The organism is Lichenifustis flavocetrariae (genome assembly GCF_026130545.1).
Taxonomy (GTDB): domain Bacteria; phylum Pseudomonadota; class Alphaproteobacteria; order Rhizobiales; family Beijerinckiaceae; genus Lichenihabitans; species Lichenihabitans flavocetrariae.
In genome coordinates this window covers 67,613-91,676 of record NZ_JAMOIM010000006.1, presented here as the reverse complement: position 1 = coordinate 91,676, position 24,064 = coordinate 67,613, and the positions used below count along the sequence as shown (strand labels likewise).

Below are 24,064 nucleotides of genomic sequence, written 5' to 3'. Positions count from 1 at the left end.
CGATGTCGGACATTCGGTTTGCTCGAACGCCGGGATCGCGACGCGTCTGCAATATGCTAGGAACGCGACCGGGGTGCGGCGCGCCTGCACGTTTTGTGGTCGGGTCCATTATGCTGCACGAGGTTCCGAAGGTCGATCAGCTGCGGACGGGCCGGACGCCCGTGCGGATCATGGCGATCCTCAATGTCACGCCGGATTCGTTCTCGGACGGCGGCCGATTCATGAACCCTGAGCGCGCGATCGATCAGGCCCGGGCTTTGGTGGCCGAAGGGGCCGACATCCTCGACATCGGCGCCGAATCGACCCGTCCGGGCTTTACGCCGATCTCGGCCGAAACGGAATTGCGCCGTCTGATGCCGGTTCTGCAAGGCTTGCCGGAGGCATTCGGAGGTCGCGTGCCGGTTCTGGTGTCGGTCGACACCACGAAAGCCTCGGTTGCCCAGGCCGCATTGGCCGAAGGCGCCACCATCGTCAACGACATCTGGGGCTTCCAGGGCGATCGCGCGATGGCTGGAGTCGTAGCGGCTGCCGGCGCGCAGGCCATCCTGATGCACAACCGCCAAATGCCCGATGAGTCGATCGACATCCTCGACGACATCCGGTGGTTTTTCGAGCGCTCGCTGGCCATCGCGGCGGAGGCCGGTGTCCCGCGTCACCGGCTGATCCTCGATCCCGGAATCGGCTTCGGCAAGACGCAGAAGCAGCAAATCCAGGTGCTCGCCAATCTCGAAATCCTGACCGATACGTTCGGCTTGCCGATCCTGGTCGGAGCGTCCCGCAAATCATTTCTGCGGCCCTTTGTGGGCGACGATCCGGCGAACCGGCTGATCGGGACGCTCGCGGCCCACGTCATGGCCACAACGGCGGGCGCCGCGATCCTGCGGGTGCATGATGTCGCCGCGCACGTCACCGCCCTCGGCGTCACCCGCGCCATCGCGGAGGCACGCTTGTGACGGGAGCGCCGGCCGAGGTCGGGCTCAGTCTCGGCAGCAACATTGGTGACAAGATCGGCGTCATCAAACAGGCCTTTTCGCTGTTGGAGTCGACCGGGACAGTCTTCGATCTGATGCCGTCCTCCCTCTACCGCACGGCGCCCTGGGGCCATGTGGTCGAGCAGGACTGGTTCGTGAACGCCTGCGCGGTCGGAAGGACTCGGCTTGCACCTCACGACCTGCTGAGCGCCGTCAAGTCGATCGAGACCCAGCTTGGACGGACCACCACGGTCCGCTGGGGCCCGCGCGTCATCGATATCGATATCCTCTATTACGGCGATCTCGCCATGGAGACTCCCGGCCTTACCCTGCCGCATCGGGAGATCCTCAACCGCGCCTTCGTGTTGACGCCCCTGGCCGAAATCCGGCCGGGCCACAGCATCGGCAGCCGGACGATTGCAGAAGCCGCGGCGACCGTCGGCACGGCCGGGGTCGAGATCGTCGAAAAAGTTTCGCGACCTCGCGCGAACACCTCAGAGCCTTGACCGGGCGTGCCATTTGCGGAGCGCCACGAGCGACCAGACCGCTTCGACGAGGCCGAACGGCCACGCCCCCTGGAGGAAGCCATAGAGGGACCCAAGCGCGCAGGCGATCGCGAAAGCGAGCGTCAGGATCGGATCGCGCGCCTCGAACGCATAGGTCACAAGCATGGCCGTAACCGCAAACAGGCCGAAGAGCGTCAGCATGAAGTCAGAGCCCCCCGGTGGTCGAATTAGGCCGTTGAATGCGCCCGCCGATGCCAAGCATCCAAGGCTGGCACGAGGCGCAGCTTCCTCAACCGCGTGGAGAAAATTCCCACGAATGTTGTCTCATCCGCATGCGAGCGCTATTCTGAAATTGTGACTGGCCCAACCCAACCTCCAGATTTGGACGTTTCAAAGCTGCAACCCGCTCTTGCGCGGCTGCTACGCCCGCTTGTGCGCCTCTTTATTCGCCAGGGCATCACGTTTCCGGCCATCGCCGATCTCCTACGTGAGCTTTATGTCAATGTCGCCGAATATGATTTCGGATTGGCGGGAAAGAGCCAGACAGACAGTCGTGTGAGCCTTCTGACCGGGATCCACCGCAAGGAGGTTCGGCGTCTGCGCGGGTCGGGCGCGCCCGTCAGCACCACGCCCGTCACCCTCTCCCGGACGAGCCGGATCCTGGCTTGCTGGCTCGCCGCCTCCAGCTTCACGGACGAGCAGGGGCATCCGCTTCCTCTGCCGCGCGTGGCCCCGGCCGGCGAGCCCTCCTTCGACACCTTGGTCGAGATGGTGACCAAAGACGTCCGGCCGCGTGCGGTTCTCGACGACTGGCTCGATCGCGGCGTTGTGGCCATCGACGAGCGCGACCGGGTCAGGCTGCTCGATACGGCCTTCGTGCCGCGCGGCGGCGACCCTCAGCAGATGCATTATTTCGGGCGCAACCTGCACGACCATATTGCGGCTGCTGTGGCCAATATCGAAGGCCGGTCGCCGCGGTTTCTGGAACGCGCCGTGCATTACGATGGTCTGTCGGAAGCGGCAGCCCGTCAGCTCGAACACACGTCGCGGCAACTGGCCCTCGAGTCGCTGCAAACGGCCAACCGCGCCGCGCACACGCTCTGCGATTCAGATGGCGGCGGTTCCTGGCGCTGGAATTTCGGGGTCTACGTCTTCGCCGAGCCCACCGGGCAGCAGATCGAGCCTCCGGCGGCGCATCCGGCCGAGGTCCAGGAGGGATGAGGCAGCGCGGAACGTGGTCGAGACGCCGGCTGCTTCGGCTGTTGGGCTGGGCTTCGATGCTCCGTGCCGGGTCGGCGGCGGCCGGTGATGACCGAGGCATCGGCGGCACTGGCGCCATCCCACAGGATGACCTGAATGGAGACCGCGGCATCGGTGGCACGGGTGTCGTCGGCACCATCCGGCGGTTCGGCAGCATCGTGGTCAACGACCTGCGGATCACCTTCCCAAAGTCGGTGGCCGTGCACATCGATGACCAGCATGCGCGCATGGCTGACCTGAAGCTTGGGCATGTCGTCCAGGTTCTGGCCCGGCATATAGGTGACCATCTCGACACGCGGTCTGTTGTGGCTCTGAGCGAGGTTGTTGGCCCGGTCGAGGCGGTGGCGCGGGACTCGATGCGGATTCTCGGGCAAACGGTCGTGCCCGGAGAGACCCTGAGGCATTCGCGGTGGCGCTGGAAGCTGGGGGATTTTGTGGCCGTCAGTGGTCTGCGGCGCCATGATGGGACGGTGGTGGCCAGCCTGATCGAGCGCCGACGTCGCGGCCAAGTCCGGGTTGCGGGCTTCCCGTACAAGGCTGCGGATGAAACGATCAGGATCGGGGCTCAGGTGATCGCGGGTCTTGATCCTGCGCTCCTCGATCGTCGGATTCTGGTGTCCGGCCGCTTGTCCGGGACGACGCTTGTGGCCGGGACGGCAGCCGCCGATCTTTTGTCCCTCATGGCGCAACGGCCATCACGCTTGTCGATCGAAGATTACGTGGCCGGCGACATGCAAAGCCTCGATCTCGCGTCCGGTTTGCCCGTCGCGGACGGCGCCTCCTTGACCAACGAGGCCGTTGAAGCACGGGCCTTTGTCTCGGCACGGGTGGAGCCCGATGGTCAGATCCATGTCGAGTCGCTACAATTTGTCAGCGACCCTGCGAGGACCGGCGGGTTGTCCCGGCCCTCAGAGCCAGGATTCGGCCATCGCCGAAACCCGCCGGGGATGCGGCCAAGTTCGCCAAAAGATGGAGGGTTAGGTCCCGATCCATCGTTCGACAATAGAGGTCAAGGTCCGACTGGACCATTGGGAGGTCCTGGACCGAACGGGTCCGCCGGTCGGAGATTTAATGGTCCGAGTGGTCCAGGCGTAAGCGGCCCGGGAGGGCCGCCTGGCGCCGGGCCGGCAGGTGGTCCTCCTGGGGGGAGACGACCGTGAAGGCCGGATCGGATGGCTTGCGGGCCAGGTTCGCGTGAATGGGGGACGCATGAGTGGATCGAATTTGGCGAGGGTCGCGTTCAACAAAGTTCTCGAAGTCCCGGCCAATCTCGGATCTCGGTTGATCGCTTGGCCCCCTGTCGCGTCGCGGGCTGGTGCCGCCTATGGCCGGGCGCGGGAAGCCCACAAGGAGCGGGTCCCCGACCTCAGCCCGGCGGATGCCGCGATCGTCGCCGACCTCAAGCGAACCGGGGTCCACATCACCTCGCTCGATACCCTCGGGCTCACCGGTTCGGACGCGCTTCTCGATCGCGGGCGTGCGCTCTATGCGCGCTACGTCAGCGACGGGACGCGCGACCCGACCCGCGCGCGATCGTTCCAGGCTGGTGCCGCCGACGTGATGGCGAACCGCGAGATCTTCTATTGGGGCCTGAACGACCGGTTGTTGGACATCGTCGAAAATTACCTCGGGGTCCCGATCGGCTACGACGGGATCAACATCTTCTTCACGAAGGCCGACGGACGGCAGGTGGCGGCAAGGCGCTGGCACCGCGACGTCGAAGACCGGCACATGGTGAAGATCGCGGTCTATCTCAATGATGTGGACGAGGGCGGCGGCCCGCTGCAGGTGCTGCGCCGGAAACTGCCGCAACATGACCGCACCGTCCGGGGAAAGTTTCCGATCCTGACGCAGGAAGAGCTTGAGCGTAGGCTGGCCGATTTCCGGATAGACCGGGACGTCACGACCTGCATGGGCAAAACCGGCACGGTCGTGTTCGCCGACACGGCCTCGCATTACCACCGCGGCAAGCCGGCGACGACACACGACCGCTGCGCCGTCTATTTCAACTATTTCCATCGCGTACCGCTGCGCCCCTTCCGGTGTGAGCGGAGCACCATCTCCCGCGCCCAGATCCGCGAACTGGCAGAGCCCCTGCTCCACCGCCAACGCGACTGCCTGCTGTGGCGAGAGTCGCTGCCGATGGTTGCCCGCCTCCTGCCGCCGGCGCCGGTGTGGGAGTGAGCTTGCGGGTGGCGTTTTGAGCGGCAGCTATGAATGGCGCCGCGCCGGATTCCCGACGACCGTCCGGCCAGCCTCGACGTTACGGGTCACAACGGAGCCCATCCCAATGAGGGATCCCTCACCGACCTCAACGCCTTCGCGAAGACAGGCGCCAATGCCGATGTAGACGCTTTCACGGATAACAACGCCTCCAGCAATGCCAACCTGAGACGCCGTGGACACATAGTCTGAAATCGCTGTGTCATGACCGATCGTAACGCCTGCGCTGATCAGCACGTGGCGGCCGAGCGTGACTTGCGGACCGATCACGACGTTTTGCAGCACGACAGTTCCGGCGCCGATCCTGGCCCAGCTCGACACCGAAGCTGAAGGATGCACCAAAGTCGCATAGCGCGCCGGATCGAGAGCTAAGCGCTCAACGACCGCTTTCCTGACCCGCCGATTGCGATGAGAGGCAATACCGACCACGAGGTGAGCCTGCACGTCTGCAGCTTTGGAGATTGAGCCGATGACTGGAACGCCGCAGATGATTTGGCCGAGCTTGCTCTGATCGTCGTCCAGAAGGCCGCGGATCTCCCATCGCTGACCATCATCGGAAGCGTGCCGGTTGATGTCGCCGACAAGGTCGATGATGTCACGAGAACTCCCACCAGCCCCGATGATCACGAGATCGCCCATTCGATCGCACTTTCCCCGTCATTCATCCAGATCAGATGCCACCGTCGCGTCTTGAAGGCAGGAGTGTCACCCGACAGCTTCGGACAAGCCAAGCCCTTTAAATATCAGGCAGTAAGAATTGCCGGATAAAAAAATGATCCAAGTTGCCCTGTGCGGAATGGGTTATTGGGGGAAGAACCTATTCCGAGTGCTGTCGAATAACGCGGACTTGCATCTCAAGGCCGTGGTCGATCAGAATCCGGATACCCAGGCCAGGCTTCGGGCCGCCCATCCAGGATTGCAGGTCTATGGCGACCTCGCGACCGCCTTGCCCGAGGTCGACGCGGTCGTCATCGCGACGCCGGTGTCGTCGCATTATCCGCTGGCCGCTCAGGCCATCGCGGCCGGCAAGCACGTGCTGGTGGAGAAGCCGCTCTGCCGCACCGGCGATCAGGCGGCCGACCTCGTGGAGCAGGCGGAGGCCGCCGGCGTGACCTTGATGGTCGACCACACGTTCCTGTTTCACCCCGTTGTGCGGGTGCTCAACGAATTGATGGGCACGGGGACGCTGGGGCAGATCTCCTATTACGATTCGCAGCGCATCAACCTTGGGTTGTTCCAACCCGACGTGAACGTGCTGTGGGACCTTGCGCCGCACGATCTCTCCATCATCGACCACCTGTTCGGGTCCGAACCCGTGGAGATCGAGGCGAGCGGCTATTGCCACGTCAACCCGATGGTGCCGGACATCGGCTACCTCACCCTGCACTACCCCAACGCCATGGTGGCGCACCTCAACCTGAGCTGGATGTCGCCCGTCAAGGTGCGGCGCATCGCGGTCGGGGGCAGCGCCAAGATGGTGGTCTGGGACGATCTCAACCGCGACGAGCCGTTGAAGATCTACGATTCCGGCATCAGCCTGCAGCCGCAGGCCAAGCGTGAACAGATCCTGCCGAGCTACCGCATCGGCTCCGTGCTGTCGCCCCGCCTGCCCGCCGGCGAACCGCTTGTCGATGTCGTCGAACATTTTAGGCAGGTGATCCTTGGCCGGACGCGCTCCCGCATGGACGGGCGTCAGGGTCTCAGAATCGTCCGCACCCTCGAATGGGCGCAGGCCGCGCTCGACCTCAGCCTGCGGCGCGTCCGAAGCCGCACCGAACCCTCCCTCAGAGCCGTTGCGGCGGAGTGAACATGTCCGAACCATCCCAGCCCTTCGCCCTCGCCGGGCAGCGCATTCTGGTCACCGGCGGTGCCGGCTTCGTCGGGTCCCACATCATCGATGCCCTGCTGGCGGAGGCGGACTGCCGGATCGTGGCCCTCGACAATATGGTGCGCGGCCGGCCCGCGAATCTCGCGCAAGCGCTCGGTTCGGACCGTGCGACCCTCATCGAGGGCGACATCCGCGATCACGCGCTCCTCGATCGGCTTGTGGCGGAGAGCGATATCGTCTTCCATCAGGCGGCTCTCCGCATTACCCATTGCGCCGCTGAGCCCCGCCACGCCTTCGACGTGATGGCGGGCGCGACATTCGATCTTCTGCAATCCTGCGTGGCGCACGGCATCAAGAAGGTCGTCGCGGCCTCCTCGGCTTCGATCTACGGCCTCGCACCGGAATTTCCGACCACCGAGGCCGCGGCCCCCTATTCCGACCGCACCCTCTATGGCGGCTTCAAGCTCTTGAACGAAAGCCTGCTGCGCGCCTTCAACGACATGTATGGGCTGAATAGCTGTGCCCTGCGGTATTTCAACGTCTACGGCACCCGCATGGACATCCACGGCAAGTATACGGAAGTCCTGATCCGCTGGATGGAACGCATCGAGGCCGGGCTGCCGCCGCTGATCTTCGGCGACGGTCTGCAGACGATGGATTTTGTGGAAGTGCGCGATGTCGCCCGCGCCAATGTGCTGGCCGCGCTCGCGCCCGCCTCGGATGCGACCGCCTTCAATGTGGCGGCCGGACGGGAGGTGTCGCTGAAGGGCCTCGCCGAGGCGCTGCTGCGCACCATGGGGCGGCCGGATCTCACCGTGGAACACCACCCGCCGCGCGCCATCAATCCGGTCGAGCGCCGGCTTGCGTCCACCGAGAAGGCCCAGCGGCTGCTCGGCTTTGAGACCACGATCGGGCTCGACGAAGGATTGCACGAACTCGTTCGCTGGTGGCGGGCCGAGCGTGAGGAGACCGCCACCGCCATGCCGATCGCGAGCGCCGCATGATCCCGATCACAAAACCCTTCGTCGGCAACGAAGAAGCCGAAGCCGCTGCCGCAGTCGTCCGGTCGGGCTGGCTCACGCAAGGACCCCAGGTCGCGGCCTTCGAGACCGAATTCGCCGCCTTCGTGGGCGCGCCGCATGCCTGCGCGGTGTCGAATTGCACCACGGCGCTGCATCTGGCGCTGCTCGCGGTCGGAGTCGGGCCGGGTCACGAAGTCATCACGGTCAGCCACAGCTTCATCGCGACCGCCAATGCGATCCACATGTGCGGAGCCGAGCCGGTCTTCGCCGATATCGAGGCCGAGGGCTTCAACATCGACGTGGCTTCGGTCGAGCGCCTGATCGGCCCGCGCACGGTGGCGATCCTGTGCGTCCATCAGATCGGCATGCCGTGCGACCTCGCGGGGCTCGGCGTCCTGGCGGCGAAGCATGGCCTCAAGCTCGTCGAGGATGCGGCCTGCGCGAGCGGGGCCGAAGTCATGGTCGATGACAACTGGGCCAAGATCGGCAGCCCGCATTCCGATGCGGCCTGCTTCTCGTTCCATCCCCGCAAGGTGATCACCACCGGCGAGGGCGGCATGGTGACCACGCGGGACCCGGCAATCGATGCGCGCTGCCGTCTCCTCCGCCAGCACGGCATGAGCCTGTCGGATCTCCTGCGGCATGCCTCGAACCGCATCCTCACCGAAACCTACGACGTGCCGGGCTTCAATTACCGCATGACCGACATGCAGGCGGCGGTCGGGCGGGAGCAGTTGAAACGCCTGCCCGCGATCGTGGCGGAACGCCGCGCCATCGCGGCCCGCTACACCCAGCGCCTGGCCGAGGTGGCAGGCGTGATCGCGCCGCAGGAGCCCGCCTGGGCGCGCTCGAACTGGCAGAGCTACTGCATCGGCCTGCCCCCGGATGCCGATCGCGATTCAGTCATGCAAGCCATGCTCGACGGTGGCGTCGCGACCCGGCGCGCCGTCATGGCGAGCCACAAGGAAGCCCCCTGGGCGCAGGCGCGGCGCGACGCGCTGCCCCGCACCGAGGCCGTGCGCGACAGCCACCTGCTGCTGCCCTTGTTCAACGGCATGACCGAAGCCGAACAGACCACCGTCATCGATGCTTTTGAGGAAGCCCTCTCCGAGGCGCAACCCTTCAGCCGGGCGATGGGCGCCTGACATGCCGATCAAGGCCGACGTCGTCATGGAGGCGGGTGCGGTCGTCTACCACCCCGATCTCGTCAATCTTTACGGCTGCCAGATCGGCGCGGGAACACGGATCGGCACGTTCGTCGAAATCCAGAGCGATGTCGTCATCGGCCGCAACTGCAAGATCCAGTCGCACAGCTTCATCTGTTCGGGCGTGACGATCGCCGACGAGGTCTTCGTGGGCCATGGGGTGATGTTCACCAATGACCGCTTTCCCGCCGCCGCCAATCCCGACGGCACACTGCAAACGGCTGCCGACTGGACCTGCCTTCCCACCCTGGTGGAACGCGGCGCCTCGATCGGCAGCCACGCCACCATCCTGCCCGACATTACGGTCGGTCATCACGCCCTTGTCGCAGCCGGGGCTGTCGTGACCCAAAACGTGCCACCGCACGCGATCGTCGCCGGGGTTCCGGCCCGCATTATCGGTTCAACGCTTCGTTCCTCAGGTCCCGCGCCATGACTGCGACCAGCTTCGTCCCCTTCGCCGATCTTTCCATCCAGTGGCGGGAGATCCGCGAACGGGCCCTGCCCGACCTCGAACGGCTGTTCGAGGCCAGCGCCTTCTGTCTCGGGCCCTGGGTGACGGAGTTCGAGACCCGGATCGCGAGCCTGCTCGGCGCCCGTCACGCGGTGGCGGTCAGCTCCGGCAGCGCGGCACTTCATCTGGCCGTGTTGGCCGCCGGCATCGGCCCGGGCGACCGGGTGCTGGTGCCCGCCCACAGCTTCATCGGCACACTTTGGGGCGTCATCTATGCGGGGGCCACGCCGGTCTTCTGCGATGTCGAGCCCGACACCGGAACGATCGACATCGCGGATGCCGAACGCCGAATCGGCGCCGGCGCCAAGGCCATCATCCCCGTGCATCTTTACGGCCAGCCGGCCGACATGGCGGCGGTGCGCCGCTTCGCCCAGCGCCGGGGTTTGATCGTCATCGAGGACGTGGCCCAGGCGATCGGCGCCTCCTACGAAGGCAAGGCGCTCGGCACCCACGGCGCCTTTGGCTGCTTCTCGTTCTATCCCGGCAAGAACCTCGGCGGCGCCGGCGAAGGCGGCCTCGTGATCACGGATGACGATGGGGCGGCCGCGAGCCTGAAAATGCTGCGGGAGCACGGGCAGGCGGAGCGCTATGTGCACGCCCATGTCGGCTTCAACTACCGGATGGACGGCATCCAGGGCCTCATTCTCAACCACAAGCTCGACCACCTGGCCCGCTGGACCGACGAGCGGCGGGCGATCGCGGCCCGCTACGATTCGGCCTTCCGCGAGCTGCCGCTGCGCCTGCCGCGCGCCCGGCACGGCGATCATGTGTTCCATCTCTATGTCGTGCGCACAGAGCGGCGCGACGCCCTGCGCACCGCGCTCGATGCCGCCGGCATCCAGACCGGCCTGCACTATCCCGTCCCGCTGCACCGCCAGCCCTGCCTGAAGCAATGGGCCACCGGCCAGGATGCTTTCCCGGTTGCCGAGGATTTCGCCGGCATGGGTCTGTCTCTGCCGATCTTCGCCGGCATGAGCAGCGGGCAACAGGATCGGGTGATCACCGCCGTCCGGCATTTCTTCGGCTCCCAGGACCCGCTTCGATGAATGGAACCGCGCGCCGTCGCATTCTTTGCATCCGGCCCCGGTTGAACCCCGATTCCGCGGCGATGCTGAACTCTGCCGTCGACGAATGGGTCGAGACCCTCGCGCTGCACGCCGATATCCTTTCGGTCGACATGGATTTCGATCTACAGGAGACCTGCGAGCGGTTCCGGCCGGATCTCATCATCGCCGATGCGCTGCACTGGGGGCGGCCCTGGCCGGTCCAGATCGTCAACCCGCGCGCTTATCCGAACATCCCGCGCCTCCTCTACTTCAACTCGGATCCGCATGATCCGATGCGGCCCCTGACGCTGCGCATGGCGGAGGAGCTCGGCATCGATGCCGTGTTCATGTCGAGCGAAGCTTATCGGCAGCACCTCCCTGAGCTGCGGCACAGGCCCTGCTATCTCGTACCCCTGTTCATCGACGATGCGATCTATCGCGATTACGGGCTGGAAAAGACCATCCCGGTCAGCGTGTTCGGTGGGCATCTGCTGCCGGGTTTCTACCCCTGGCGGGCGCAACTCCTGGCCGAGATCCCGCTCGTCTTCCCGACGCTGATCTATGCGCATCCCGGTTATCAGAAGGGCAAGAGCAAGCCGTTCGTGGTCGAGGGCGAAGCCTATGCGCGCGTACTCAACCAGAGCCATTTTTCCGCCGCCGACACGACGCGGCTCGATTACGGCGTCCGCAAGCATCTCGAAATCCCAGCCTCGGGCGCGGTCCTGCTCGCCCCCCATTCCGACGCGCTGAAGAGCTACGGCTTCGTCGATATGGAGAACTGCCTGCTCGGCTCCGGGGCCGAATTGTTCGCCAAGATCGATTTGTTGGCGCGCGTTCCCGCCGAATACCGACGCGTCTGCGACGCGGGCGCGACGCTCGTGCGGACCCGCTACACGCGGCGCAACTGGCGGTTGATGCTCGATTGGCTCGAATGTCGACTGAAACTGAAGCCAGGCCAGGTGGTGCAGCAGATCGGCCGCTATGGACCGTTCCGGGGCATGACCCCGACCCCGTCGAGCAGCTCCGTGATGGCCATGCCGCAAGCGGACAGCGATATGGCTGCACGCCTGCGGGCCACACGCAATGCCATTCTGACGGGCCACGGCCTCAAGGAGGCGGAGGCGGCGCTCGGCGAAGCCTCGCAATGGGCTCAGCACGTGGCCGAGCCGTTTTTCCTCATGGCGATCCTCTGCCTCCTCCAGGGAGATGCACCGACGGCCGCACAGGTGATCTGGCGCAGGATGGAGGCACTCAACATGCTCGATCCTGTCGAAATCGCGTGGTTGATGCTCATCGCGCGCCTCGTTGGTCACACGGCTCTGGAAACCACGATGCGAGAGCAGGCCGGCTCGTCACGTCATGTCGGCCTTCGGCGCGTGCTGTGGCTCCTCGATGACGGTTGCACGGATGAAGCGACGCCGGAGGGCGGCCTTCTGAAGCGGCGGCACGACGATCACCTGTCGGTTCATTGGCTTGGTGAGGAGGATTTCACCCAATGGTGTGACCTCGTGCGGCGTGTGCTCATGGCCAATCGGGCGAGCCCTGGCGCGGGATCGGTGTCGCAGCGGCTGCAAGCAGCCGCGTGAGGCACTCTCGGGAGTCGAACGATCGCGCCCGTGCGATCGCGAAACCCCCGCGCAAGCTTGACTGACCAAAGTAGCCGCATGGTTACTTCGGTTCGGAAGCAGTGAACGCGATGGAGCAGTTGCAGCGGCTTTGGGCCAATCTGCTTCAGCTGGGCCCCCGCAAGCTCGGGGCCCTTGCGGCGATCGGGGTCGCGGTCTTTGCCCTCACGGGCGTGGCCGGCTACTATCTCAGTCGTCCCTCAATGGAGACGCTCTATGCCGGGCTCGACCGGCAGGACGTAAGCAGCATCGGCGGTGCGTTGCGCGACGCCGATATCGGCTTCGACGTCAGCGCCGATGGGACGAGCGTCATGGTGCGCTACGGGCAGACCGCCCAGGCCCGCATGTTGCTCGCGGAGAAAGGCCTGCCGCATTCCAGCAATGCCGGCTACGAACTCTACGACAAAATGGGGTCGCTCGGGCTGACCTCCTTCATGCAGGACATCACACGGGTCCGGGCGCTCGAAGGGGAACTGGCGCGCACCATCCAGTCGATGGCCGGCGTGAAAGCCGCGCGCGTCCATATCGTCCTGCCCGACGAAGGTTCGTTCCGACGCACCAAGCAGCCCGCGACGGCTTCCGTGCTCATCCGCGCCACGACCGTCGACGATGCGCATGCGGCCCGCGCGATCCGCCACCTCGTGGCGGCTGCGGTTCCGGGAATGACAGCCGATGCCGTGACGGTCCTCAGCACCGACGGTACCGTGCTGGCCTCGGGTGACGACACCGGCAACGCCGCGCCGGGCAAGATGCTCGAACTCGAAAAGACCGTCAGCGCCGACATTGCGGACAACATCCGCAAGACTCTCACCCCCTCGCTCGGCGTCAGCAATATCCAGATCAGCGTCGCGGCCAAGCTCAACACCGACACCAAGCAGGTGGCGGAGACGACCTACAACCCCGACGGCCGGGTCGAACGGTCGACCCGCTCGGTGAAAGACACCCAGGTCTCGCAGAACAGCTCGTCGGCGACCCCCACGACGGCGGGCCAGAATGTGCCGCAGGCCAAGCCGACCGGCTCCGATGGCAAGCAATCGAACGAAGAGAATACCAAGAAGGAAGACCTCACCAATTACGAGGTGTCGTCCAAGACGGTGACGACAGTCAGTGCCGGCTATGCAATCGAGCACTTGTCGGTGGCCGTGGTTCTGAACAAGACGGCGCTGCTCCAGTCGCTCGGCCTCAAGGCCGGCGGTGAGATTCCGCCCGAAAAGCTGGCCGAAATCGAACAGCTCGCCTCATCGGCGGCCGGGTTCGAGAAGCCCAGAGGCGATACGATCAAGGTGATGGCGGTCGACTTCGTGGATTCCGGCAAGGATCTGGAAGCCATCCCGTCGACGAGCTTCATGGACGCCTTGCTGCGCCAATCCGGCACGCTGATCAATGCCGGTATGATCCTGGGAGTCACACTCCTGATCCTGCTGTTCGCGGTCCGCCCGCTGACCCGTGTGCTGGCGGCGCCCTCCGCGGCCGAGCTGACGGGGCCGCAGGGCGGTGACCTGCCCATGCTCGGGATGGACTCGACCGCCATGGCGCTGCCCGATCCAAGCAGCATGAACTTTGGCGACGCGGGCCCCATGCTTGCGGCCGACAATCCTCTCGCGGCCATGGATATGGGCGGCCTGACTCCCATAGGCGGTATGACGCCATCCTGGGACACCAGCGACGGCAGCCTCATCGACGATCTGACGAGCCGCCCTCGCCGGACGCCCCAGAAGCGGCTCGAACAGATGATCGAGTTCGACGAAGGGCAGGCGGCCGCCATCTTGAAGCAATGGATCCATAGGCGAGCCGCCGCATGATGCGTCCGATCGGCCTTTACTTGACGGAATTCCGCCCGGGGATGCCGTCAGCTCTCTTGTCGGACGTTTCTGACACCGAGGAACCCGATCCCTTCGCGATCGACCTGCCGTTCGGCGCGGATGAGGACGGCTTGTCATTTGGCACCGAAGCGCCATCGGATCTATCGGAGCCGGAGCCCGAACCGGACGACCCGGCCATCCTGCCCGAGACCGTAGCGCCGATCGATATGTCGGCGACCATCGAGGCTCTGCAAGCCGAACACGCAGCGGCTCTCGCAGAGGCACGGCAGCATTGGGCGGAGCAGGAAGGCGTCGCCTTGGCGACGTTGATCGCCAGTAAATTCGCCGAACTCGAGACCCGTCTCGCCGAGGCGCTGGCGCCTTTGTTGGAGCCGTTCCTGAGCAAGGCGACGCAAATCAAGATGCTCGACCAGCTGCGCGGGTCGTTGGACACGCTTCTCTCCGGCCATCCGCCGCAGGGCGCCATCATGGTGTCGGGACCGGACGATTTGATCGAGGCGATCCGGCAAGCCTATCCAGGGCAACCGGCTCTCGCGTTCGAGGCGGCTCATGCGCCTGACGTCACGATCACAATGGGCGACACGCGCATCCGTTCGCAATTGCGGTCCTGGGCCCGCAAACTCGACACCGCCTTGGGAGCACGCTGATGAGCGAGGGGCACCACGAAGTCGTCATCATCAAGCGGGGCGGAGGGGACCACGAGGAAGGCCACCACGGCGGCGCCTGGAAGATCGCCTTCGCGGACTTCATGACCGCCATGATGGCCTTCTTCCTCGTCATGTGGCTGATCTCGGCCAGCGACAAGACCAAGGCCGTGATCGCGCATTACTTCAATCCGGTTCAGCTCGTCGACTCGACGCCGCAGCCGAAGGGCATGCAGGACCTCAAGGCCGACGCGCAGAGCATCATGAAATATGCGAACGGTCAGACCAAGGAGAGCCCGACCCAGTCATCGACAGCTGCGGAATCCGAAAAGCCGGTCGAGTCGAACGCATCCGCCGAGAACAAGAACAAGGAGCCCGACAAGACCGCCAAACACGAAGCGGAGATGTTTCGCGATCCTTACGCGGTCCTGGCCGAAATCGCGGCGAAGAACGATGCGCAGCCGAAAATGTCGAAGAAGGCCAGTACGGATGGAGCAAAGGGAGGCGCCGGTGCGGTCGGACTGAAGGGAGGCGAAGCCTACCGCGACCCATTCGAACCGGTTGCCCCGCCGGCCGCCGCCTCTTCCGAAAAACAGGATGCGGCCCTCGCCAAAGAGATTGCCGACGCGATCGCACCGTCGCCTGAGCCAAGCGCAAAAGCGCCAGAACCCGCAAAGTCACCGGCAGGCGATAAGTCCGGGGCTGCCGGGAAGCTGGATGCTGCCGCGAAGGCTGACGCTGCCGGGAAGGCGGATACCGCAAAAACCCAGGCCGAAACACCCCAGGAGAAGGCGCAGGTTGCAGCGCTCGAAGCCAGGATCGCAGCCGCCACCAAATCGGACACTCCCCCTGGCGCGAAACCGGCTCCCGAGCCGAAGCTGGAGGTGCGTCATACGAGCGAAGGGCTCGTGATCACCCTCACGGACGGCTCCAATTTCGCCATGTTTGCCAGCGCCTCGGCCGAGCCCTCGCCACAGACCGTAGCGCTGATGGCGAAGATCGGCCGCCTGCTGAAGACCGAGAAAGGCGCGATCACGCTCCGGGGTTTCACAGACAACCGCCCGTTCAAGTCGGACACTTATGACAACTGGCGGCTCTCCACCGCACGGGCCGACATGGCGCATTACATGCTGGTCCGAGGCGGCCTCGACGATGCGCGGATCGAACGGATCGAGGGCTACGCGGACCGCCGGCCCAAGAATCCGAAAGATCCTGGGAGCGCCGAAAACCGGCGCATCGAGATCCTGCTGCGGGAGACCACGCCGTGACGACACGCCTTCGCTTGCTCCTTGGCGCCATGGCGCTCGTCGGCACCCTCTCAACGGCCCGGGCCGACCAGGATGCGACATCGATCAACGCGCCCTATGCCCAGATGCGCACGTTGCAGAGCCTTCAGGATCAGATCGCCCACGGCAATACGGCAGCGCAGGCCGCGCAAGGCAAGCTGATGGCCCATATCGCCGAAGTCTTTCTGTCGGCGGATGCGGAAGCCTGGAGCGATCCCCGCAATTCGCGGGCCGCCGTGCTGTTCATTCTCAGCGGCGGCAAGCCCGAGGTGGTCCGCACCGTCCTGGAGCGCGCCAAGCTCACGCCAGCGACCGACCGTCTGATCAAGGGCGCCCTGGCGTATGGCGAGGGCGAAGAAGAAATCGCGACGGCGCTGCTAGACCCGATCGATCCGAAGAGCCTGCCCAACGCCCTCGGGGGGCACCTGGCGCTCGTCAAGGCAAGTCTCATCGCCGGCAAGGCTCCCGACAAAGCCGACAAACTCCTCGACCTCGCGCGCCTTCTCATGCCTGGCACACTGGTCGAGGAAGCAGCCTTGCGGCGGCAGATCTTCATGCTGGCGGACACGGGTCAGATCGACAAGGTGACCCTCCTGTCCCGGCAGTACCTCCACCGCTTCGGATCCTCCGTCTACGCCGAGAACTTCCGCGAGCGTTTCGCGATCGCGACGCTGAGAATGGCGACGGCAGGCGATGTGGCGATGCTGAGCAAAATGGATCCCGTGGTGCGCGAGATGCGGCCCGACGAGGCGCGCCGCTTTTATCTGGCTATGGCCAAGGCAGCGATCGTCAATGGCCGGACGGACGCGGCCCGCTTCGCCTCCGACAAGGCGAACGCGCTGGCCGCCCAGGGCACGCCGGATCAGGCACGCGCCAACCTCTATTCCGCGGCGGTCCTCGTAGCCTCCGATCGTGTGGATGACGGTCTGACGCGCCTGACGGTGCTCGACAAATCCAAGCTGAGCGCCGACGACGCGAGCTTGCGTGATGCCGCGCTCGCGGTCGGCACCATCGTGAGCGCCAAGAACAGCAGCGATGGAACGGGTGGCGACTCGAATCTCGCCAACGACGATCCGAGCGCCCGGCTCCTGGCGCATGCCCGCGCGGCACTCGACACGAGCGACAAGGTGTTGAAGGGAGCCGACAAATGAGCGGCCTTCGCGTCGCGACGGCGCTTCCACCAAGCTTGTCGTCAGGCTCAACGGGTGACCCTGCCAAGAGCAACCCCGGGGACAATGCCGCCTTTGCGGGCGTGCTCAACCGCGTAGCGACCCAGCCGACCGTCGCGGATCCGAAATCCTCGCAGGAAAGCGTCGGACAGGCCTTTTCGGGCAAACGGGCACGGGCGGATTCCGGCTCCGACGAGCCGGACACCGAGACGCTCGACGAGGTCCCGCCCGCGTCGACCGCCACTTCAGCCGGGACGGCCACGCTCGATATTTCGGCGCTGGCGCAAGCCGCCCTGACCCCGACCGCTCCAGCGGTGCCCCAATTGGCAAAGACTCCGGCGGCTGGACCGAACGCGGCCTCCGAGGCTGGCCCGGCGATCGCCGGCTCGGAGACCGTTGCCGCAGCCCTCCAGGCGATCGTCCAGCAGCCGGGACGCGCTGCCTCCTCCGGCAATCCGATCAATCAAACTGCGGGATCGCTGCCGGCTCAGCCGACCGGCACCGACGGACGAACGAGCCTTCAAACCGCGGCGACGACCCTGGCTTCCACGACCGGCGCGTCCGACGGCTCCAAGGTCCGGACTGAGACGGAAGAAGCGGCGTCACACTCCGTGGCGGCGTCTTCCAGCGCGGCCGTGGTCATCGCGGCTTCCGGCACAAGCGGGCCGATGGCGGGGACGAGCACCGCACCAGGCGCGGGGGCCGCTTCGAATACCTCGGCGCCTACGATCTCGGAGCTGGCCACCGGCGCGCTCGGGGCACAGTCCCAGTCTGAAGCCGACACAAAGCCGAAGGACGGCGGAGCACCGCAATCGTCGCAACCGCCCTCCGACGCGGCGCAGGCTGCGGCCGTGGCGGCGACCCCTCAGCTGCCGCAAAGCGCGACAAGCCTCGAAGCCCCCGCCCCGGCGGCTTCGGCGGTTCGCCCCGCATCTCAGACCAGCACGCGTCCCAGCCCGACCGCACCCCTGCGGGCCGGCACGAAGGGGGTGGGGAAGTCCGCCCCGCCGGAAACATCCCCCACGGCGTCGCCGGCATCCTCGGACAGCGCCTCCGGCAAACGCGGCAAGGACAAGCTCCTCGCATCGACCGTCGTGGCGGCCGCATCAAACGACCCGTCGGTCGTGGCAACGCCCGCCCAGCAGGTGGTCACAGCCCTGCAATCGCTCGGCAAGGACGTCGCCGAAACTGCGGCTCGGCACTCCGCGGGCACTACGACGGCCTCAGCCGATGCGGGCCCACCGCAGTCGGCGGGAACGTCAAGCCTCAAGACCCTCACCATCAACCTCAATCCGGGCCATCTCGGGCCGGTCTCCATCACGATGCGGCTGCAGGCCGACACGATGGAGATCCGCATCGCGGTCAGCAATCCGGACACGCTGCACCTGCTCGATAAGGACAAGCACTTGCTGACGGCAGCCGTGGAAGCCATGGGGGGTTCGCACGAGAACCTGCAGATCGGCACTCTCGGCCAAACGTCCGGTTCCGGCGACTCCGCCTCGACCGGCGGGCAAAATCAAAACACTCCGGGCCGTCAGGACGCCGCTTCGTCCGACACCTCTTCGAACGGCCGGCAGGCGCAAGGTCAAAACCGGTCGACCCTCCAGGACACCAACCAGAGCGACGCCGATGACCCAACCGCCACGCCTTCTCTCCCGCCTGCGCGTGGTTTGGACGGCAGTCTTTATCTCTAGCCTTTCGACGGGCTCTGCCTTCGCGGGCGCGTCCTGCGAAAGCCAGATCGCGGCAGCGGCCCAGCGCTACAGCATTCCGCTGGCGGTCTTCTACGCCGTCGGCCTCAATGAAACCGGCGGGCGCAACGGCTTGCAACCCTATTCGTTGAATATCGACGGCCGGTCCTCAATCAACGGCAGCCTGGAACAAGGCCTCGCGGCTTTCGAGACGGCGCGGCGCAACGGCGCCAAGTTGATCGACGTCGGCTGCATGCAGATCAACTACAAATACCACGGCGACAAGTTCAGCTCGGTCACCGAGATGTTCGACCCCGTGCACAACATCGACTATGCGGCTCGCTTTCTCAAGGAATTGCGCGCGCGCGAAGGGACATGGACGCTGGCGGTGGCCCGCTACAACGCGGGACCCAACAACAATCCCGCCCAGAAGAAATATGTCTGCAGCGTCATCGGCAAGATGGTCAAGAGCGGCTTCGGCGCCTGGACCGACAACGCACGCACGTTTTGCGGCGAGCCCCGCGCGCAGGGCAAGCCAACGGCCGTGCCAGCCTGACGCAAGCTCGACCCCTCACACTCGGCCAAACATCGGGAAACACATCATGGGTCTTTTCGGCGCCCTCAATACTGCAGTGTCCGGCATGGCGGCACAAGCCAACAAGCTCGGCACCATCGGCGACAACATCGCCAATTCGAGCACAACGGGCTACAAGCGCGCCTCGACGGAATTCGAGACTCTGCTGGGGAACACCGGCACGAGCGACTATTCGTCGGGCGGCGTGATCACCAATGTCCGCTATGGTATTTCCGACCAGGGCACCATCACGTCGACGACATCGGCCACGGACCTGGCCATCAAGGGCGACGGTTTCTTCGTCGGCGAGGACAGTTCGGGAGCCCAGGTGCTGACCCGAGCAGGCTCCTTCACCAAGCAAACGGACGGTACGCTGCAGAACACCGCAGGCTACACGCTGATGGGGTATGCTACCGGCAGTACAACGCTAACAACCATCAATGTAGGCAGCACGGCGCTGGTGGCGAGTGCCTCCACGGCCGCGACCCTGTCGGTCAATTTGAATTCGTCAGCCAGCGTCGTGGCGGCCGCCAATCTCCCGTCGGCCAATGCTACATCGTCGACCTACACGTCGATGACCCAACTCACCGCCTACGACAATCTCGGAACCCCGGTCACGTTGGACGTCTATATGTCCAAAGCGGATACGACCGGTGACTGGAGCGTCTCCGTTTTCAATCATGCTGATGCGGCCACGACGGGCACCGGCAACTTCCAATACTCGTCAGCTGCGCTCACTACCCAGACGCTCGCGTTCAATCCCGCGACCGGTGTTTATTCGAGCGGCAGCCCCATTTCGCTCTCGGTGCCCAATGGGAACACGATCTCGATCGACATGAGCAAATCGACCCAGCTCGACAGTGCCTTCGTCACCAACGCAAAGAACATCGATGGCTCGGCCCCCGCCTCGCTGTCGAGTATCACGATCGGGCCGGACGGGACCGTGAACCAAGTCTACTCCAACGGCACCACCAAGTCGGCTTTTCAGGTCGCCCTCGCCAACGTGGCGAGCCCCGACCTGCTGACGACCGTCTCGGGCGATGCCTATACGGTCAACAAGGCCTCAGGATCGATGATCGTGTCGACGCCGGGTAGCAACGGCACCGGCCTAATCGAATCGTCCTCGCTTGAAGGGTCCACCGTCGATCTCGCCACGGAGCTGACCGACATGATCGCGGCGCAGCGCGGCTACGAGGCCAATTCCAAGGTGCTGCAGACGGCGTCAGATCTCCTCGGCACGCTGAACAACATCCACACGTCCTAAGCCAGGGTCGTCCGCTGGTCGCCAGGTGAGTTAAACCATGGGCTTGTCCGCCTCTCTCAGCATCGCGCAAGCGGCCCTCCAGGCCAACGCGAATTCGACGACGGCCTTGTCGCGAAACATCGCGGGCGTCAACGACCCGAATTATTCGCGCAAGATCGCAAGCCTTTCGACCACGTCGACCGGCGCCGCGGACGTAACAGTCACCCGGGCGTCCAACCCGGCCTTGTTCAACCGGCTGTTGAGTTCGACATCGGATTCCCAGGCGGCCCAGGCTCTCTCGGACGGTCTCGACCAGCTCGAACAGACAGTCAGCCTGACCACGAGCGCGGCCACCAGCGAAAGCGACAAAAGCACGACGCGGATCGGTACTTCCCCGGCCGATCTGTTGACGACGATGACCACCGCCCTGACCAGCTATGCGGGAGCGCCGGACAATCCGTCGCTCGCGCAGGCCTTCCTGTCCGACGCACAATCGCTGGCCACCAATCTGAACACAGCCTCTCAGACGGTCCAGAACGTGCGCGGGCAGGCCGACAGCAACATTTCGAACGCGGTCGACAACGTCAATTCGCTGCTGAGCCGGTTCACCGACGTCAATACGCAAATCGTGAAGGGCACCGCCACGGGTGCCGACATCACCGATGTTCTCGATACGCGTGACGCGATCCTGAAATCCCTGTCGACGGACATGGGCATCACGACCACGACCGGCATCGACGGCAGCATGTCGATCTACACCGACAGCGGTGTCACCTTGTTCGACCGGACCCCCAACAAGGTGTCGTTCCAGACGACGGCCGCCTTCGCGGACAACACGGTCGGCAACGCCGTCATCGTGGACGGGATCCCGATCACCGGCCCGTCCTCGGTCATGCCGTTGACGAGCGGCAGCATCGCGGGCTTTGCCCAGCTGCGCGACAGCACGACGGTGCAATACCAGAACCAGCTGAACCAAATCGCCAGCAGCCTGATCACGACCTTTGCGGACAGCGACCAGACCGGCGGCAGCGCTCCCACCATTCCAGGCCTGTTCACCTATTCGGGTGCGCCCGCGATGCCGACGAACGGGCAGACCGGGCTCGCGGCCAACATCAAGGTCAATGCCAACGCGGATCCTTCGCAAGGAGGAGCGCTCACCAATATGCGGGACGGCAACGTCGGTGATCCCACCAATACCGCCTACAATGGCAACCCCGCTGGGGCGGCGGCTTATGCCACCCGTCTCAACAGCCTGGTGACCAACCTCCAGACCGCCCAAAATTTCGACCCCGCGTCGGGGGGCGCCTCATCGGGAACGCTCGCCGGCTATGCTGGATCCTCCGTGAGCTGGCTCGAAAACTCTCGATCGACCGCCACGTCCACCACGACAAGCACCACCGCCGTCGCGACGCAGGCGGCCACGAGCCTCTCGAATTCAACGGGCGTTAACCTTGATGATCAATTGTCGCTCATGCTCGATCTCGAACATTCGTATTCGGCCTCCGCAGAGCTGATGTCGACCGTGAAGTCGATGTTCAGCACCCTCATCACGGCCATGCAGTAGGAGGCGCGTCATGGTCTATGTGTCCTCCAGCTCGATCACCATGGCGAGCCGCCAAGGTGTCATGCAGATTCAGAATCAGCTCTCGGATGCTCAGACCGAGCTCTCGAGCGGCGTTCACGCCGACGTGGGTTTGAAGCTCGGATCCCTGTCGAGCCAATTGGTCAGCCTGCAGCAACAGCAGGCCAATCTGACCACCTATCAGACCAACAACACGCTGGCGGCGACCCGATTGTCCACGACGACGACGGCGCTCGATTCGATCCGTACGAACGCATCCTCGTTTCTGGCCGCCCTGACGACGGCGTCGAGCGATGGCGGCTTCACCTCGACGCTGCAGCAAAACGCCATCAGTTCACTGACGGCTTTGACGGGCGCTCTCAATACATCGGTGTCGGGCGAGTATATCTTTGCCGGCATCAACACGGCGGTCCAGCCCGTGACCACCTATGTGCAATCGCCAGCCTCCGCCAACAAGGCGGCCATCGACACCGCGTTCTCGGGCGCCTTCGGGTTCTCGCAGACGTCCGCGAATGCAAATGGCATCAGCAGCACCGCAATGCAGAGCTTCCTTGACGGGAGCTTCGCGTCTTTGTTCTCGACGACAGGCTACAGCACGTCCTGGTCCTCGGCGTCGGACACGCCTCTCGCGAACGAGATCTACCCGAACCAGACGATCGCTACATCGGTCTCGGCCAATGCGGCGCCGTTCCGCCAATTGGCGCAGGCCTATTCGATGATCACCGAATTCGGCGGCACCAATTTCGGCTCGGGAGCGAGCCAGGCCGCGCTTTCGAGCGCCGTGACCCTCGTCAACTCCGCCTTGTCGGGCCTCACCAGTATGGAGGCGGGCGTGGGGATTTCGCAAAATGCCGTGACCAGCGCCAATACGGCCATGTCGGCGCAAAGCGACATCATCACGACGCAGATCGATTCGATGGCAGGCGTCGATCAGAACGACCTGGCCACAAAGCTCTCCCAGCTGCAAACCCAACTCAACGCGTCGTACTCAGTCACGGCACAGCTACAGAAGCTAAGCCTCGTCAACTACTTGAGCTAATCGACAGAGTTCGACACCAAAGGCCGTGGGACCGGAATGTATCAATACTCCTACTCCGAAATTCTTGCCGACAGTGTGACGGATTCGCGTGCCGCCGAGCGGCGCGCGCTCGATCACGCGGTCGACCTCCTGCACGCGGCCGCAAAGGGCGAACCGCATTCGCAGCAGGAGAACGAAGCACTCGAATTCGTGTCGCAGCTTTGGGCCATCTTCATCAAGTCGCTGAGCAGCCCCGACAACGATCTACCACCTGAATTACGCGCCGACCTCATTTCGGTTGGGCTTGGCGTCATTGCGGAAGTCACGCGGATCTCCGCGGGCGAGTCGCGTGATTTCACGTCGCTAGCCGACATCTGCGGCATCATCCGGGACGGATTGGCATAAGGCATAGAGATGCACATTACGCTTCGAGCCAACGAAAAGATCTACATCAACGGGGCCGTGTTGAAGCCGGACCGCAAGGTCTCGATCGAGCTTCTGAACGATGCCGTGTTCCTGCTTCAGGCGCACGTCATGGGGGAGGCCGAGGCGACCACACCCATGCGGCAGCTCTACTACATCGTCCAGCTGATGCTGATGGAACCGACCGATCTCGCCATCAATCACACGGTCTTCGATCAGCAGTGCATCGCCATGGCGGGTGTCTATCGAGATGTGACGATCCTGGAAGGTCTGGCCCGCATCTCGGGGCTCGTGTCCCGGAAGCGCCATTTCGAGGCCCTCAAGGTGATCCGGTCGCTTCTCCCGAACGAGCAGCAATTGATCGACGGGCAACGGCCCGCGCTCGCGCAAGCATCTTAAGCGGAAGCGCCGTCG

24 protein-coding genes are annotated in these 24,064 nt (G+C 64.7%); 22 read left to right on the top strand and 2 right to left on the bottom strand.

From position 1 onward, the window contains the following. The first annotated feature begins 110 nt into the window (after positions 1 to 110). Together folP and folK are read left to right on the top strand one after the other, a co-directional pair. Positions 111 to 953, top strand: a complete 843-nt coding sequence (folP, locus tag M8523_RS11045; protein ID WP_282584920.1) for a dihydropteroate synthase — start codon at positions 111 to 113, stop codon at positions 951 to 953. Further along, positions 950 to 1,477, top strand: coding sequence for a 2-amino-4-hydroxy-6-hydroxymethyldihydropteridine diphosphokinase (gene folK, locus M8523_RS11040; RefSeq protein WP_282584919.1), 528 nt, complete (start codon positions 950 to 952; stop codon positions 1,475 to 1,477). The genes folP and folK overlap by 4 nt, the downstream gene beginning before the upstream one ends. Here folK and M8523_RS11035 read toward each other — a convergent pair. Next, complete coding sequence (locus tag M8523_RS11035; protein WP_282584918.1) at positions 1,466 to 1,678, bottom strand: hypothetical protein; 213 nt, start codon at positions 1,676 to 1,678, stop codon at positions 1,466 to 1,468. The genes folK and M8523_RS11035 overlap by 12 nt on opposite strands. Before the next feature lie 153 nt (positions 1,679 to 1,831). Here M8523_RS11035 and M8523_RS11030 point away from each other — a divergent pair, with 153 nt between their 5' ends. Genes M8523_RS11030 through M8523_RS11020 form a run of 3 tightly spaced genes read left to right on the top strand, consistent with a single transcriptional unit; the run spans position 1,832 to position 4,921 of the window. Continuing rightward, positions 1,832 to 2,698, top strand: coding sequence for a DUF6502 family protein (locus M8523_RS11030; protein WP_282584917.1), 867 nt, complete (start codon positions 1,832 to 1,834; stop codon positions 2,696 to 2,698). Beyond that, the gene (locus M8523_RS11025; protein WP_345894241.1) at positions 2,695 to 3,897 is read left to right on the top strand and encodes a DUF5666 domain-containing protein; all 1,203 of its coding nucleotides are present in this window, start codon (positions 2,695 to 2,697) and stop codon (positions 3,895 to 3,897) included. The genes M8523_RS11030 and M8523_RS11025 overlap by 4 nt, the downstream gene beginning before the upstream one ends. A gap of 49 nt (positions 3,898 to 3,946) precedes the next feature. Beyond that, positions 3,947 to 4,921 (top strand): phytanoyl-CoA dioxygenase family protein, encoded by a 975-nt coding sequence (locus M8523_RS11020; RefSeq protein ID WP_282584916.1) that lies wholly within the window; start codon positions 3,947 to 3,949, stop codon positions 4,919 to 4,921. Between the two features lie 27 nt (positions 4,922 to 4,948). Here the strand turns inward: M8523_RS11020 and M8523_RS11015 are convergent, their stop codons facing one another. Continuing rightward, positions 4,949 to 5,599, bottom strand: coding sequence for an acetyltransferase (locus M8523_RS11015; protein ID WP_282584915.1), 651 nt, complete (start codon positions 5,597 to 5,599; stop codon positions 4,949 to 4,951). A 133-nt stretch (positions 5,600 to 5,732) separates the two neighbouring features. Here M8523_RS11015 and M8523_RS11010 point away from each other — a divergent pair, with 133 nt between their 5' ends. The 17 genes from M8523_RS11010 to flbT all read left to right on the top strand — a co-directional run bounded on the left by M8523_RS11010 (position 5,733) and on the right by flbT (position 24,049). Next, positions 5,733 to 6,767, top strand: a complete 1,035-nt coding sequence (locus tag M8523_RS11010) for a Gfo/Idh/MocA family protein (RefSeq protein ID WP_282584914.1) — start codon at positions 5,733 to 5,735, stop codon at positions 6,765 to 6,767. A gap of 2 nt (positions 6,768 to 6,769) precedes the next feature. Then, positions 6,770 to 7,792, top strand: coding sequence for an NAD-dependent epimerase/dehydratase family protein (locus M8523_RS11005; RefSeq protein WP_282584913.1), 1,023 nt, complete (start codon positions 6,770 to 6,772; stop codon positions 7,790 to 7,792). Then, a complete protein-coding gene (locus M8523_RS11000) occupies positions 7,789 to 8,955 on the top strand; it encodes a DegT/DnrJ/EryC1/StrS family aminotransferase (protein WP_282584912.1) in 1,167 nt (388 codons plus the stop codon). The genes M8523_RS11005 and M8523_RS11000 overlap by 4 nt, the downstream gene beginning before the upstream one ends. Position 8,956: 1 nt before the next feature. Continuing rightward, positions 8,957 to 9,448 carry an acyltransferase gene (locus tag M8523_RS10995; protein WP_282584911.1) on the top strand — a complete coding sequence of 164 codons (492 nt, stop codon included), beginning with the start codon at positions 8,957 to 8,959 and terminating at the stop codon, positions 9,446 to 9,448. Beyond that, positions 9,445 to 10,572, top strand: a complete 1,128-nt coding sequence (locus M8523_RS10990; RefSeq protein ID WP_282584910.1) for a DegT/DnrJ/EryC1/StrS family aminotransferase — start codon at positions 9,445 to 9,447, stop codon at positions 10,570 to 10,572. The genes M8523_RS10995 and M8523_RS10990 overlap by 4 nt, the downstream gene beginning before the upstream one ends. A 62-nt stretch (positions 10,573 to 10,634) precedes the next feature. Continuing rightward, positions 10,635 to 12,158 carry a CgeB family protein gene (locus tag M8523_RS10985; RefSeq protein WP_282584909.1) on the top strand — a complete coding sequence of 508 codons (1,524 nt, stop codon included), beginning with the start codon at positions 10,635 to 10,637 and terminating at the stop codon, positions 12,156 to 12,158. A gap of 101 nt (positions 12,159 to 12,259) precedes the next feature. Beyond that, positions 12,260 to 13,999 carry a flagellar basal-body MS-ring/collar protein FliF gene (gene fliF / locus M8523_RS10980; protein WP_282584908.1) on the top strand — a complete coding sequence of 580 codons (1,740 nt, stop codon included), beginning with the start codon at positions 12,260 to 12,262 and terminating at the stop codon, positions 13,997 to 13,999. Beyond that, positions 13,996 to 14,667 (top strand): hypothetical protein, encoded by a 672-nt coding sequence (locus tag M8523_RS10975; RefSeq protein WP_282584907.1) that lies wholly within the window; start codon positions 13,996 to 13,998, stop codon positions 14,665 to 14,667. The genes fliF and M8523_RS10975 overlap by 4 nt, the downstream gene beginning before the upstream one ends. Continuing rightward, positions 14,667 to 15,932: a MotB family protein gene (locus M8523_RS10970; protein WP_282584906.1), complete on the top strand. Its 1,266-nt coding sequence runs from the start codon at positions 14,667 to 14,669 to the stop codon at positions 15,930 to 15,932. The genes M8523_RS10975 and M8523_RS10970 overlap by 1 nt, the downstream gene beginning before the upstream one ends. After that, on the top strand, positions 15,929 to 17,101 hold the full coding sequence (locus tag M8523_RS10965; protein WP_282584905.1) for a MotC family chemotaxis protein: 1,173 nt from the start codon (positions 15,929 to 15,931) through the stop codon (positions 17,099 to 17,101). The genes M8523_RS10970 and M8523_RS10965 overlap by 4 nt, the downstream gene beginning before the upstream one ends. Further along, complete coding sequence (locus tag M8523_RS10960) at positions 17,098 to 18,813, top strand: flagellar hook-length control protein FliK (protein WP_282584904.1); 1,716 nt, start codon at positions 17,098 to 17,100, stop codon at positions 18,811 to 18,813. Before M8523_RS10965 ends, M8523_RS10960 begins: the two co-directional genes overlap by 4 nt. Then, positions 18,749 to 19,366, top strand: a complete 618-nt coding sequence (locus M8523_RS10955) for a transglycosylase SLT domain-containing protein (RefSeq protein ID WP_282584903.1) — start codon at positions 18,749 to 18,751, stop codon at positions 19,364 to 19,366. The genes M8523_RS10960 and M8523_RS10955 overlap by 65 nt, the downstream gene beginning before the upstream one ends. A 46-nt stretch (positions 19,367 to 19,412) precedes the next feature. Further along, entirely contained in the window at positions 19,413 to 20,648 is a 1,236-nt protein-coding gene (locus tag M8523_RS10950) for a flagellar hook protein FlgE (protein WP_282584902.1), read from the top strand. A 37-nt stretch (positions 20,649 to 20,685) separates the two neighbouring features. Beyond that, positions 20,686 to 22,191 carry a flagellar hook-associated protein FlgK gene (gene flgK / locus M8523_RS10945; protein WP_282584901.1) on the top strand — a complete coding sequence of 502 codons (1,506 nt, stop codon included), beginning with the start codon at positions 20,686 to 20,688 and terminating at the stop codon, positions 22,189 to 22,191. A gap of 10 nt (positions 22,192 to 22,201) precedes the next feature. Then, a complete protein-coding gene (locus M8523_RS10940; RefSeq protein WP_282584900.1) occupies positions 22,202 to 23,248 on the top strand; it encodes a flagellar hook-associated family protein in 1,047 nt (348 codons plus the stop codon). A 36-nt stretch (positions 23,249 to 23,284) separates the two neighbouring features. Next, positions 23,285 to 23,632, top strand: coding sequence for a flagellar biosynthesis regulator FlaF (gene flaF, locus M8523_RS10935; RefSeq protein WP_282584899.1), 348 nt, complete (start codon positions 23,285 to 23,287; stop codon positions 23,630 to 23,632). Positions 23,633 to 23,641: 9 nt separating this feature from the next. After that, positions 23,642 to 24,049 (top strand): flagellar biosynthesis repressor FlbT, encoded by a 408-nt coding sequence (flbT, locus tag M8523_RS10930; RefSeq protein WP_282584898.1) that lies wholly within the window; start codon positions 23,642 to 23,644, stop codon positions 24,047 to 24,049. Positions 24,050 to 24,064 lie beyond the last annotated feature (15 nt).

Coding starts and splice junctions, on each gene's coding strand:
- M8523_RS10960 (WP_282584904.1), top strand. CDS start 17,098: ATGAGCGGCCTTCGCGTCGCGACGGCGCTTCCACCAAGCTTGTCGTCA.
- M8523_RS10940 (WP_282584900.1), top strand. CDS start 22,202: ATGGTCTATGTGTCCTCCAGCTCGATCACCATGGCGAGCCGCCAAGGT.
- flbT (WP_282584898.1), top strand. CDS start 23,642: ATGCACATTACGCTTCGAGCCAACGAAAAGATCTACATCAACGGGGCC.
- M8523_RS10990 (WP_282584910.1), top strand. CDS start 9,445: ATGACTGCGACCAGCTTCGTCCCCTTCGCCGATCTTTCCATCCAGTGG.
- M8523_RS11015 (WP_282584915.1), bottom strand. CDS start 5,599: ATGGGCGATCTCGTGATCATCGGGGCTGGTGGGAGTTCTCGTGACATC.
- M8523_RS10950 (WP_282584902.1), top strand. CDS start 19,413: ATGGGTCTTTTCGGCGCCCTCAATACTGCAGTGTCCGGCATGGCGGCA.
- M8523_RS11020 (WP_282584916.1), top strand. CDS start 3,947: ATGAGTGGATCGAATTTGGCGAGGGTCGCGTTCAACAAAGTTCTCGAA.
- M8523_RS11035 (WP_282584918.1), bottom strand. CDS start 1,678: ATGCTGACGCTCTTCGGCCTGTTTGCGGTTACGGCCATGCTTGTGACC.
- flaF (WP_282584899.1), top strand. CDS start 23,285: ATGTATCAATACTCCTACTCCGAAATTCTTGCCGACAGTGTGACGGAT.
- M8523_RS10995 (WP_282584911.1), top strand. CDS start 8,957: ATGCCGATCAAGGCCGACGTCGTCATGGAGGCGGGTGCGGTCGTCTAC.
- M8523_RS10985 (WP_282584909.1), top strand. CDS start 10,635: ATGCTGAACTCTGCCGTCGACGAATGGGTCGAGACCCTCGCGCTGCAC.
- flgK (WP_282584901.1), top strand. CDS start 20,686: ATGGGCTTGTCCGCCTCTCTCAGCATCGCGCAAGCGGCCCTCCAGGCC.
- M8523_RS10975 (WP_282584907.1), top strand. CDS start 13,996: ATGATGCGTCCGATCGGCCTTTACTTGACGGAATTCCGCCCGGGGATG.
- folP (WP_282584920.1), top strand. CDS start 111: ATGCTGCACGAGGTTCCGAAGGTCGATCAGCTGCGGACGGGCCGGACG.
- M8523_RS10970 (WP_282584906.1), top strand. CDS start 14,667: ATGAGCGAGGGGCACCACGAAGTCGTCATCATCAAGCGGGGCGGAGGG.
- M8523_RS11005 (WP_282584913.1), top strand. CDS start 6,770: ATGTCCGAACCATCCCAGCCCTTCGCCCTCGCCGGGCAGCGCATTCTG.
- M8523_RS11000 (WP_282584912.1), top strand. CDS start 7,789: ATGATCCCGATCACAAAACCCTTCGTCGGCAACGAAGAAGCCGAAGCC.
- M8523_RS11025 (WP_345894241.1), top strand. CDS start 2,695: ATGAGGCAGCGCGGAACGTGGTCGAGACGCCGGCTGCTTCGGCTGTTG.
- M8523_RS10955 (WP_282584903.1), top strand. CDS start 18,749: ATGACCCAACCGCCACGCCTTCTCTCCCGCCTGCGCGTGGTTTGGACG.
- M8523_RS11010 (WP_282584914.1), top strand. CDS start 5,733: ATGATCCAAGTTGCCCTGTGCGGAATGGGTTATTGGGGGAAGAACCTA.